This is a genomic window from Mesorhizobium sp. M0045 (assembly GCF_040323385.1).
Taxonomy (GTDB): domain Bacteria; phylum Pseudomonadota; class Alphaproteobacteria; order Rhizobiales; family Rhizobiaceae; genus Mesorhizobium.
Window position 1 is genome coordinate 1 of sequence record NZ_JAMYUY010000045.1, and the last position, 11,084, is coordinate 11,084.

7 protein-coding genes and 5 pseudogenes are annotated in these 11,084 nt (G+C 58.2%); 6 read left to right on the top strand and 6 right to left on the bottom strand.

Going from position 1 to position 11,084, the window contains the following annotated elements:
* The 4 genes and pseudogenes from NKJ72_RS30340 to NKJ72_RS30355 all read right to left on the bottom strand — a co-directional run.
* Positions 1–318, bottom strand: a pseudogene (locus tag NKJ72_RS30340) (MFS transporter); the annotation flags it as partial.
* Between the two features lie 914 nt (positions 319–1,232).
* Positions 1,233–1,550, bottom strand: a complete 318-nt coding sequence (locus NKJ72_RS30345) for a hypothetical protein (protein WP_352480713.1) — start codon at positions 1,548–1,550, stop codon at positions 1,233–1,235.
* 1 nt (position 1,551) lies between these two features.
* Positions 1,552–2,172 carry a CapA family protein gene (locus NKJ72_RS30350; RefSeq protein WP_352480714.1) on the bottom strand — a complete coding sequence of 207 codons (621 nt, stop codon included), beginning with the start codon at positions 2,170–2,172 and terminating at the stop codon, positions 1,552–1,554.
* 449 nt (positions 2,173–2,621) lie between these two features.
* Positions 2,622–2,938: pseudogene (locus tag NKJ72_RS30355) on the bottom strand (oligopeptide/dipeptide ABC transporter ATP-binding protein); the annotation flags it as partial.
* Positions 2,939–3,401: 463 nt separating this feature from the next.
* On the opposite strand from NKJ72_RS30355, the gene NKJ72_RS30360 reads away from it, so the two are divergent.
* Positions 3,402–3,734, top strand: a complete 333-nt coding sequence (locus NKJ72_RS30360) for a condensation domain-containing protein (protein WP_352480715.1) — start codon at positions 3,402–3,404, stop codon at positions 3,732–3,734.
* 301 nt (positions 3,735–4,035) lie between these two features.
* Positions 4,036–5,031, top strand: a complete 996-nt coding sequence (locus NKJ72_RS30365; RefSeq protein ID WP_352480716.1) for a D-alanine--D-alanine ligase family protein — start codon at positions 4,036–4,038, stop codon at positions 5,029–5,031.
* Here the strand turns inward: NKJ72_RS30365 and NKJ72_RS30370 are convergent.
* Positions 5,028–5,792, bottom strand: a pseudogene (locus NKJ72_RS30370) (IS5 family transposase). The gene NKJ72_RS30365 and the pseudogene NKJ72_RS30370 overlap by 4 nt on opposite strands.
* Positions 5,793–7,254: 1,462 nt before the next feature.
* Between NKJ72_RS30370 and NKJ72_RS30375 the strand changes: the two are divergent.
* Positions 7,255–7,639: pseudogene (locus NKJ72_RS30375) on the top strand (helix-turn-helix domain-containing protein); the annotation flags it as partial.
* Here the strand turns inward: NKJ72_RS30375 and NKJ72_RS31095 are convergent.
* Positions 7,639–7,773: pseudogene (locus tag NKJ72_RS31095) on the bottom strand (OmpW family outer membrane protein); the annotation flags it as partial. The pseudogenes NKJ72_RS30375 and NKJ72_RS31095 overlap by 1 nt on opposite strands.
* 505 nt (positions 7,774–8,278) lie before the next feature.
* Between NKJ72_RS31095 and NKJ72_RS30380 the strand changes: the two are divergent.
* Genes NKJ72_RS30380 through NKJ72_RS30390 form a run of 3 tightly spaced genes read left to right on the top strand, consistent with a single transcriptional unit; the run spans position 8,279 to position 10,992 of the window.
* The gene (locus tag NKJ72_RS30380) at positions 8,279–10,051 is read left to right on the top strand and encodes a ThiF family adenylyltransferase (RefSeq protein WP_352480717.1); all 1,773 of its coding nucleotides are present in this window, start codon (positions 8,279–8,281) and stop codon (positions 10,049–10,051) included.
* A gap of 20 nt (positions 10,052–10,071) precedes the next feature.
* On the top strand, positions 10,072–10,569 hold the full coding sequence (locus NKJ72_RS30385) for a Mov34/MPN/PAD-1 family protein (RefSeq protein ID WP_352480718.1): 498 nt from the start codon (positions 10,072–10,074) through the stop codon (positions 10,567–10,569).
* Positions 10,570–10,602: 33 nt separating this feature from the next.
* The gene (locus NKJ72_RS30390) at positions 10,603–10,992 is read left to right on the top strand and encodes a DUF1883 domain-containing protein (RefSeq protein WP_352480719.1); all 390 of its coding nucleotides are present in this window, start codon (positions 10,603–10,605) and stop codon (positions 10,990–10,992) included.
* Positions 10,993–11,084: the final 92 nt, after the last annotated feature.

Here is an 11,084-nt window from a genome sequence, read left to right on the forward strand (position 1 = left end):
GCAGTCAGCAGCGCAGATGTTACCGCCATCAGGCACCGACCGGCGAACATGACTCTGCGACGGCTGAAATTGTCGGCGATGGCCCGGCAAAGACCGATAGGATCAACGCGGGCAGCGTCGATGAAGCCTGTACCAGCGCAACCATCAAATCGGAAGTCGAGATCGTTGCCATCAGCCAGCTGATGGCAACAGTCTCATCAACCAGCCGAGACTCGAAACCTGCGTCGCGAGCCAGATCGAGCGAAAGGTCCGGTTCCTGAGTGGCGCAAACGTCGTGGGCGAAATTGGATCCTCATCTGCACGTGCCATCCTCGTCATTTTCTCGAGCTCATCACCTTCGCCGACAATTGTCAGCTGCGCTCCGGTCGAACGGTTGGCGCCGGTGGCCCCACGGTCTCGCCTCCTCCAGATCGCGAGCGTCACGGACCAGTGTGGCCTCGTCGTCGCGTCGCGAGATTCTCACGTTCCGTTCCCCTTTTTGAGTTAGTGGCGCGGTCAATCCGCACTATTACTCCTGTCGACACCGACAGTGAGGCGCTCGACTCAAAAAGGCGGCAGACACTCTCGTTCTCCAACGAATGACTTACCGGGAGACGACATGCCCATGATTCAGCCGGCGCGTCCGGAGTGAAGATGGCCACGTCGGGGCCGCATTATGCTGGCATCAGGCGAACCTCACGCCCAGTTCAGCCAAAGCTCGGGCCCAGTGATGGCTAGTCCGCAGGCTTCGATGCCGATCAGGCACTATATGGCGATGTCTTCGCGCCGCAGCTTTTGACGGATGGGACCGCGCCCTTCGCGTCGACACCGTACACCTGAAAGACATGCTTGGCGCTATCCAGGCCGATTGTGCATTCTCAATGGAATGGCTTTCCATTTCCTGCCAGCAGCCCCTTTGAAGAGGTTTCCCGCCCTGTCGAACACGACGAAACAAACGCCGGGTGTCCACCCCTCCTCGACACGTGCTCGGATAGCCGACCGATCTCGGACCCGAGCGCGGCGGAATCTGTGCGGCGTCTCAAGGCCGACACGGTTCCATTCCCCGCAGGTGGGCTTGCCATGCACCGCATATCAGAAGGGCACATCGAGGTTCGAGATCTCCGCTACGCGACGGCTGCCGCTCTAACGGCAGTTTGCGATGGGCAGCGGAGGCACTTCGTCGCATCAAGCATTCACCTGAGCCTCGTCTTTGGCCGAGCTACGCCGCAGTCGGATCAATCCAGTGCCGTTCTCTATGTCGATTTGGGTCCCAAATGGCTCCGAGAGCTTCTGTAGCCGCTCCAGAATGGTTCTTGCTTGCGGAGCGGGGGCGAGCCTCGGCACTCCCGGTTGGCAAACCTCTTCGAGCGACCGAACTCGATTGGATAGAGCTTCAATTCAGCAAGCTGGTTGGGCTCAAAGTGGCTCACGGCGACAACGCTCTCATAATAGACTGCATCGGATTGGGAGCCTACTAATCCTTCTGCTGTCGCGTATCCTTCTGCCACCTCATCGACCGTCACCTCGGCATCCGCATCGACTCTTGGGTCCTTGCCGTATGCGTCGAACATGTCAGCGCCTATCGGCGTCCGGAGGTACTGACAAGCTGTAAAAGATAGGGCGCCTTTTGTAGATCTCGATGCCTCGCAACAGATGCGGTCCGTGTTCGACGTATGCGTCTGCTCCGGCATAAATGAGTCTGCGGGCAAACGATTGTTCGTAGTCAGCGGTTCCTGGTTCCATTCTCCGGGCTCGTGCCCGTGGTTCGTGACAATGCAGAAGTCCGGAGAACTGCTTGCCCCGACGAACGTTTCGTAGAATGTTGGCGACATCGCGGGCGTTTGCTTCGAAGCTGTAGTCGGCCTTGTCGCCCGCTTTGTATATCACCCCGCCAAGTACGACCCGGTTTGGCTCCTGTCCGGCCGGATTGTAGCCCGGTAAGACTTTGTGTATCCGCCTCAAGCTTTCGAGCATTTCCCGCGGGACCACGATGCTTTTGGTCAGGCGAAGGGCGTTGAGTCCTGGTCTGCCTGGCGCCTCGCCGGCGGGATTGCACGCACGAGCCATAGGCGCGAACGTTGCAGCACCGCGCGCCGTTTCCATGAAGCGAGCGGCGTCGGCTTGTGCGAGGCTTTCGCCGGCGCCTGCATGGATGATTCCATTCTCATCGAGCGCGCGGCTCGTCCCATGCATGCTTCAAGGCCCCAGTCGAGAGTATGGTTGTTCGCACGACTGACCATATTGAAGCCCATGCCTTTAAGTCAGGTCCCAGTTCCGGGGCGCTAATGCAATATGCACCGCCGTACTCAGCCTGTGGGCATCCTTTAGACCGAACATCCAAGATGTTGGTTTCCAAGTTGCCGAAAGTGACGTCGGCCTCACGAAAAATCCTGAGGACATCGACCAAGCCAGGATAATGGCCTTTCGTTACGGGCCGCGCGAAGAGAAGGTCGCCAACTGCCGCCATTGTAAAGCCGTCTTCAACGTTTGTGGCAATTGAACCGACGGTATCAAAACCATCGTCGTGCTGCACCTGATGGCTTGCATTGTCGTACGAATCTCTCTCCATATGATCCTCTACTTTTCATGAGTGCGCATTTGACTGTCACTATGCTAGCGTTTTCCGATGCCTCAGGACCGGATCAAGTGGCCACATGAGCAAGCGAAGAATTGGCCGCCGCGGCCGGACGTCGGTGGCCGGAGCGCGCACGTGACAGGCTACGACGCGCCCGTCTGCCGTCGGCACCAAAGGCGGCACTTCGATGCGGCAACGCTCTATCGCGAGCGGACAGCGCGGATGAAACGCGCACCCTCTCGGCGGATTGATGGGGCACGGCACCTCGCCCTCGACGGGCATTTCAGGCCGAACTCGCGTAGGATCCGGCACTGGTGCTGCCGCCATCAGCGCCTCGGTGTAGGGGTGGACCGGCTTGGTGAACAGCGCCTCACATGTGGCCAATCGGCATCAGTTTTTTGGCCGTGCCTCACGTCAGACTTTATGGTGAGCGTACCAGTGTCAGCGATCGTCGGTCATGAAGATTCTATGAATTTAGTTGAAGGATCTGTTGCAACGTTTTGATTAGCGGCGGGGTGGCACGGAGCGCCTCAACGAATTTTGAAAGATTGCAATGTTCAAGGGATGCTAGTTCGACCTGTAAAAGTCTGAGCTTAATCTGACAGACGGTATCATAGGCTAAAGCGAAGCCATGGTGTGAAGAAACGCTCGCGTGTCCGCTTGAAGACGTCTGTGTTCGGAACCCGACATACTGAGGCGCAAGTATTCCGCTGTTGCGGCGGGAAACACCTGGTTTTGCCGCTCTTGCTCGCACAACCTCGTCGGTGGCACGCCGATTGCATGGGACACGGTGAAGGATCCGTTACGACCATAGCGGTCTCGCAGTTTCCGGCCCAAGGAGGTTTAAATGAAACTTGCTCGAACGATCCAAATCAATGCGATGGACGTTGCACCGTTGAGTGCGGTCCCGCCAATTGAAGCGTTGCCGCGTCCGTCGCGGGTGCCGCTGTCATTCCCCCAGCAGCGGCTTTGGTTCCTGTCGCGTCTCGCGGGCGGCAGCGAGGCCTGGCACATCCAGATGAGACTTCGGCTTCGCGGCGAGCTGGACGAGGCGGCTCTGCAATCGGCCCTGGACGGGTTGGTGGCGCGTCATGAGGTGCTGCGCACCTCCTTCGGGGTGGAGGACGGCGAGCCAGCGGATCGGGCCGGCGGACGTCGGCCTGCCGCTGAAACGAAATGATCTGACGGCGGCAGCGGATGTGGAGGCGACGCTAGCGGAGGCGGCTCTCATCATTGTGACTTTGATGAGCTTGCCGGGTACGTTCAAATTCTTCCTGCGTTTTCCCGGAACTGCTGTTCGTGCAGGCCGCATTTTGCTGATCAACAAGTATTTCGATTTCCGCCTGTTGGAGCGAGCAAACCCGCTCGCCCCTTGGCCGGCCGTACCGGTGGGCGCGCGGGGTCCAGACGAGTTGTTCCCATCGAGTAACGAAATCCGAGCAAATGAACGTGACAGCGGGAAAACATCAAAGGAGTAGCTCATGCGAATAGCAGTCGTGCAGAACCATGATCATACCGGCGTGATCAACCGGTTCGGTCAGTCTTGTGGGCCGGACGACGACCGCGGGACGGTCGAAAGCGTGGTGGCGGCCCTGCAAGAGGGCGGCCACGAGACGCTGCTGTGCGAAGGCGATAAAGGACTGCTCAGTACGCTAGAGCAATTCATGCCCCCAGATCCGCAAGCCCGCCCCTCAGGAATGGTCTTCAACATGGGATACGGAATTCAGGGCGAGTGCCGTTACACCCACGTTCCGGCCATGCTCGAAATGGCCGGTGTCCCTTACACCGGATCGGGCCCGCTCGGGTTTGGGCTGGCGCCCGACAAGGTCATCACCAAAAGGCTCATCCGCGATCAGGGCGTGCCGACGCCGAACTTTCGTGTGATGCGTCGCGGCACCGAGGGTACGGGCGACCTGCGATTCCCAGTGGTAGTGAAGCCGCGTTACGGAAGCATGAGCTTGGGAGTGCAGCTCGTACGTGAGCCCGCTCAGTTGAGGCAGGCCGTAAAAGTGATCGGCACGCAATATGCGCAAGATGCGCTCGTGGAAGAATACATCGATGGGCGAGAAATCGCCGTCGCGTTGCTGGGAAACGGAGAACTCGATGTGTTGCCTCTGGTGGAGCAGGACTTCGGGGACCGCGAAACACGTCTTATGACTTGGGAAGCGAAGTACACGGTGGTCGCCGCGCTGCCGAAGATTTGCCCGGCGCAAATCGGGAGTAGCCTTGCGAGGAAGCTGCAGGATATTTCGATTGCGACCTTCCGTGCCTGCCAGTGCCGGGACTACGCCCGCGTCGACCTCAGGATCGACCGCTCCGGCCAGCCCTTTGTCCTGGAGATCAACTCCATGCCGTGGCTCAGTATGAGCTCCTCTTATGTCCTAGCCGCGATGACTGCCGGACACAGCTTCTCGAGCTTGGTCAATCGCATCCTCGATGTCGCCCACACGCGGTACTTCGGAATCGGCATCCCCTAGGACGTAGATTCATTACCGCGTAGCCAGATGCGGATTGCGACGAGTTTGAGGGCAGCGAGGTAGTTTTCTGCCAGCTTGTCGTATCGGGTTGCGATGCGACGAAACTGCTTGGCCTTGTTGAAGAACGTTCGACGAGGTTGCGGGCCTTGTAGAGAAAGGGGCTGAAGCACATCGGGTCCTTGCGGTTGGCCTTGGGCGGGATGTTGGCCCATGCCTTTTGCTCGGTGACGGCATTGCGCAAGGCGTTGGCATCATAGCCCTTGTCGGCGAGCAGCATGGCACCCTCGGGCAGATCCTTGATCAAGTCCGCTGCGGAGGCGATGTCACTCATTTGGCCTGCCGTGAGCGTCAGCTTGATAGGCCTGCCTTGGGCGTCGACAAGAGCATGGATTTTGGTTGTCAGCCCGCCTCGGGATCGACCGAGACAATGATCTCGATCCCCCTTTTTGCCGTCGCTCCCTGCTGATGAACGCGAACAATGGAGGTGTCGATCATTGCACCTTGCCCTCATGGGCTTTGCTGATGGCGTCCATGAGGCGGTCCCATACACCCGCTTTCCGCCATCGGACGAAGCGGTTGTAGCAGGTGGAGCGTGGGCCGTATCGCTCAGGCAGGTCTCGCCATGGTGCACCAGATCGCAATACCCAGAAAATGCCGTTCAGCACACGGCGGTCGTCAACGCTCGGCACTCCACGCGGCTTGTTGGGTAGCAGCGGCGCAATTGCGCGCCATTCGAAGTCGGTTAGGTCATAACGGCTCATGCTGGGTCTGAATCAGAATTCGGCGCGATATGAAAGGGCCAGTCGGGAAACGACCCCATTGTGGACACTCATGCTCAGTCACTTGGACAGGAAGGTATCCATAGCGCCTCCACGGCACGCGTGAAACATTCCGATGAACACTCCGCCGCGGCCGAAAGTCCCGCTTGGCCCCAAAGCGCTTTGCTGGACTTTCTGTCCGGTGGAGTTGTGCGGAGAGCGGAGGGAAGTGTGCTGTTCATGCAGCCGAGGATGTGGGCTCGAACTGAGTCGATCCCGCATTGAGCGCCACGCGCGTTGAGAGCGCGAGACTGCACCTTCTTTAGCCGCTGTTCTGCACCAGCCAACAAAAACGCCCGCTCGCTTTTGGAGACGCCGTTTGATGACAGAAGCTGTTGCAGCTTGCTGCGTTCGGATGCGTGATTGACGGTCTGGCAAGTGCGCGCGGCATCAGCGGAAGGCCCGCTGGATGCGAGAAGAGCAAGCGCGAAGCCGAGGCTCAGGGTGAATTTGCAAGGAGATGGCATGGGGGAAGCCTAGTGGCTCTCAACAATGTCCACAATCCACCCCCTCGAGGTCATTCCGCATTTATGGGTTCACGTCGTAGGCTAGGACTCTGTTGAGCGCCATTGATTCGTCACCAACCCAAATGCTTGAAAATCTTATTTCTGTGAAGAGCAGTTCTGGCCGCTTATTGCCCTAATCGAGTTCTGCATAAAAAGAGGCGGCACCGATTCGGTAGCCTGCCTCTGTCTTTGCGTACTCGCGGTCTGTTGGCGCCGAGTGGACGATTGAAGACCACCAGTGTCCGCAGTGGAACGAGCGCAAACCAAGGTACAGACTGCAACCCAGGGCGGCACTACGGGCAATCGAATGGCGTCAGTGAGTATCGAGAACCCTGTAAGCGAATACACGTTAAAGCGTCCCGCCTAGGAAAGATTGTGTGAAGAGATATCGGAACTCATCGAGGACGCACTTGGCCAGGCGAATATCGACATTGCCGGCTTCAGCGAGCGCGGAAAACAATCGAAAGCTTTCGTGAAAGATTTCTCGAAAGGAATATGATGATTCCGCTCGGTGAGACGGAAGACCTCGCGGGTGTCCGGATCGTCTGTCTCTATGACGACAACCGGGAACATTTCAGGTGGCGGATCATCGGCAGGCACAGGGGAATACCGGATTCTCCTCAATAGCGGATATGTATGTCGGCAGGGTGCAGGTGTGTATTCCGCACGTCCGGGTTCCTTATAGGCCTCGGCCAGACGACTGGTAGACCACCGTACCCAACTGGAAGGGGAAAATACTGTGAATTCTTCTAGTCGATGGCTCGCGGTTCTCAGCGAAAATTGAACAATCTGACCTCGGCTTCGCCAACCGCACGTAGTGCATGTGTCGGGCGAATTGAGAACCTGACCCCCTTGACGAAATGAAGAACTGACTCCCTCGGTTATGAGAGGAGGCATGGATGACGATTGGAATTTCAGATTCCTGCATTGTCGAGAACGATCAGGGAGAGGAGATGCTTCAGCATGAAAAGGTGGCAGCGATGCTGCGGCTGCATGAGCTTGGCTGGGGAGCGAAGCGAATGGCGAAGGAATTCGGGTGCGCGCGCGACACAGTGCGTCGGTATCTGCGCGAGGGCGGGACTGTTCCGTTTCGCAAGCCTGCGTGGCGGACCGCGTTTGACGGGCTGGACGATTGGCTGCGGGAGCGCTTCTTCCGCCATGGCGGCAATGCCGATGTGGTGCGCCAGGAACTGGAGAGCGAACATGGGATCGTCATAGGTTCGTTCGGTGGAGCTTCGGGTGCAGGGTTGGCGTCGGGATTTGAGGGCGCAGAAGCGCGCGACGAGTGCAGCCTTCTCCATCAGCTTCGCGCCGTCCACCATGACGTCGAAGTCTGGCTTGAGGAAAAGCTTCTTCACGTCGAAGTTGACGCCCCAGTACTTATCCACCATGTAGTCGAATCCGACCTGCAGCGCCCCCAGCTCGACCGCTTCGCCGCCTTCCGGCAGCGCGGCATTATCACCAAGTCCCGTATCGTTGCGATCGGTCTTGGGCCGGACCCTAGCATCAGGAGGAAGACCATATCCGGTCACAGCGCGCAACGCAGAAGCTGGTGACGTTTCAAAGCGCGCCGGTTTCTGCAGCCCAAATTTCAGCAGCCAACGCATTTTGGCGCAAACTCTCGTCCCTAATTACTATAGTTCTCAAAATGCAAGTCTTATCCGACGACGTATTAACTCGCCTGTACGGCAAGGTGGATAAACGGTCAGATCAGCTGAGAACGCCGCGATGTGAAATCTGTATCTTCCACAAAGCCAAATGGAGAATCAACATGGCACGGCCTCCAATCCCCGGCAATCCAGGCCACACCCCGCCGGGCCCCCCCGACTGGGTCCCAGGCCCGCCAGATGGCGTTCCGGGTCGTCCGCCCGGCGTTCCGCCTGGCCCCAAGGACCCACCTCAGCTGCCGGATCGTCCAGTAGGATGACCTGGATAGGCTACGGCGATCTGAAAACAGGTATGCTCCCCCACTGGGAGCATACCTGTGTCGGACGACTGAATTTCGAACTCCGTGACCTGGCATTCTTCGCCCGAGACTCGCTGCGAATAGACGAAGACCAACTAAAACAGGGGGTGCTCAGCATCGAGTTCGAATGGCCGCTGGCATCCGGGGAAGTCTGCCAGCTTCGCGCAGTTTTCCCCGACAGCTATCCCTTCGTGCGCCCGCAAGTCGCCCTTCGAGGAAACCCGGAAACTTTTCCGCACAAGCATTGCTCACCGACCGACGGCAACCTTTGCCTGTTGGGCCGTGACACAGGACTGTGGTCCATCGAGTGGACATTGGCGAAACTTCTGGAGAAGCAACTCGCCAACGCTCTGAATGGTACGGGCATGGAGGATCCACAGGGCGAACCGATGGAATTCTGGTGGAACGCCTTCGCCCCGGCATTCGATGGCTATGTCGACGGCAGCTATATGTTGATCGACACTGCCTGGAATGTAGGAGCTGAAACAGAGGGCACGTTGCGGGCGTCTTACTCCCTTCAAAAGATGGACGACAAAATTAGATTCCAGGGTGTGGTCGAGGAAATCAAGGCGAAGGACGGGTCCGTTCTAGCTGCCCGGAAATTTCCGCTTCCTCCCGGACTTCAATTGAAGAAGGTCACGGGCATATTTCCGTGGAGGCGCGTAGGTCGTTTCGCGCCGCCATCGCCAGAGGGTTGGCGGAAGGCGCAGGGCCAGCTTACCTTTGGAGGCGACGTGATCAATTGTGGCTCGCCCGCTATTTCGATGTCCGTCACGGTCCAATCGACGGAACTCAGCCACCGTGTTAACGGCGACACCTGGCTATTTCCACTGCGTTACGGACCAGCAAAGTCGTTCCGGGCTGTGAAGCAAGGACAGAGAGGGACCAGCCCCTCCATGATCATAGTTCCCACGCTCCGCGCCGGGGCCACAGACATCGGCGCCCGAGTTCCATCGGTCGGCATCTTGAAGGATAAGGTGATTGCCATCTTCGGGATGGGAGCTATTGGTGCCCCAGTTGCGATCGAGCTTGCCCGCAACGGCTGTTCCCATCTCACCGTCATCGACCATGAGATCGTCGAACCAGGAAACTCGATCCGATGGCCGCTTGGTGCGACGGCCTGGGGAATGCGAAAGACGACCGCCGTCAAGCACCACGTGGCATCCGAATACCCGAGCGTCGAGGTCGAGGCGATCCATCACACCGTAGGCATAGCCACGGCGGCCGACGGGAACGGAGGAGACCATTCAGTTCTACCGCCGATTTTTGGGAAGGCGGACATCGTCATCGATGCAACGGCCTCTTCCGGAGTCTCACGTTTGCTGGCCGATCACTGCAAGTCCGCCGGCAAACCGATGATCTCTCTTTTCGGGACGCTCTCTTTGAAGGGGGGCGTCGTTGCGGCCTATCAGCCGAAATCCGGCTGTCCAACCTGCCGCGAATTCGCCTATGCGAAAGGTTTGATCGAGAAAGCTCCTGGGTCAGGAGAAATCTCCGCGCTAAATCAGCCGGCTGGATGCGCCGAGTTGACCTTCACTGGGGCTTCATTCGATCTTCATGAATTATCGCTGGAAGCTGTCCGGTTGACCGTGGACATTCTCTCGCAGCCAGCCGAGTTCAAGGAATCCTTGGTTCACACCCTCACATTGCATGACGGCATCAAGCGGGTGCCGCCGTCTTGGCGGGTGGATGGGTTGCCTCCGATGAAGGAATGCGGATGCAACCCATAGTGTGGGTGCCTCGGGCGATCATGCAGGACATGCAGACGGATGCCGACCTCTGGTATGATCGGGAAACGGGTGGGACCTTCATGGGGTACTGGGCCGAAAGCAACGTTGCCGTCATAACAGCAATGATCCCGGCGGGGCCCCGAGCATCTCACGAGCGAAGCAGCTTTCTCCCTGATCAAAGCTGGCAACAGGCGGAGATTGCGAAGCACTATGAGCGTTCCGGGAGGTTGGACACGTATCTCGGGGACTGGCACACCCACCCCGATGCCGTTTCGAACCGCCTGAGCTGGACGGATCGAGTATGCCTGAAAACGATCATAAAAACCCCGACGGCGCGAAATCAAAGGCCCGTCATGATGCTCATGTGCGGCAAACCGGGTGAGTGGTCTTTGCACTCTTGGTTCTGCCAACTGCGGACCAAGTTATTTCTCTTTGAATTCCTGGATGAGAGAGAAGCGACTATCGAAGCCTACACGAGTCCCTCTTCTGAAACAGGCGAGGAGATCGTAAGAGCTTAATCAAAATTCTGGCCGACACAGGATGAGGGGGAGATGAATTTTACGCATTGCGATTTGGGGCAGTGTTCTCGCGGTCAGAGGGCCGAGATCACGTTCACGTCGGGAGCCAATCTAAGGTTGCTGGATTTGACGAGCTGCAGCAATTACGGGCGCGGAGAACGACCTCAGTATATTGGCCGGTTTGCGAAGCAGCCAGTCCGCCTGCAGGTTCCCAAGTCGGTGCATTGGCATGTAGCCGTCGATATGCAGGAGCTTGAAGGCAGCACTTGTTCCAGCATCAGGAAATTGCCCGGGCCTCTACCCGAATTGCGCGAAGCTCTGTGTTCTGTTCCGTCCCTGGTCAGGGATAGTTCGCCGCCGGGAACATCCACAGACGGGAATCGCCAGTACGAGGTGTTCATCTCCCATGCTTCCGAAAGATAAGGATGATGGTAAGCGCTACGCCGCTCCCCTCGTGCGGGGCATGAGGTGAATGTGCGAAGAATCCTCCCGATCGCGAGAGACGGAGGGCCTAC

Coding starts and splice junctions, on each gene's coding strand:
- NKJ72_RS30345 (WP_352480713.1), bottom strand. CDS start 1,550: ATGTTCGACGCATACGGCAAGGACCCAAGAGTCGATGCGGATGCCGAG.
- NKJ72_RS30350 (WP_352480714.1), bottom strand. CDS start 2,172: ATGCATGGGACGAGCCGCGCGCTCGATGAGAATGGAATCATCCATGCA.
- NKJ72_RS30360 (WP_352480715.1), top strand. CDS start 3,402: ATGAAACTTGCTCGAACGATCCAAATCAATGCGATGGACGTTGCACCG.
- NKJ72_RS30365 (WP_352480716.1), top strand. CDS start 4,036: ATGCGAATAGCAGTCGTGCAGAACCATGATCATACCGGCGTGATCAAC.
- NKJ72_RS30380 (WP_352480717.1), top strand. CDS start 8,279: ATGACCTGGATAGGCTACGGCGATCTGAAAACAGGTATGCTCCCCCAC.
- NKJ72_RS30385 (WP_352480718.1), top strand. CDS start 10,072: ATGCAGGACATGCAGACGGATGCCGACCTCTGGTATGATCGGGAAACG.
- NKJ72_RS30390 (WP_352480719.1), top strand. CDS start 10,603: ATGAATTTTACGCATTGCGATTTGGGGCAGTGTTCTCGCGGTCAGAGG.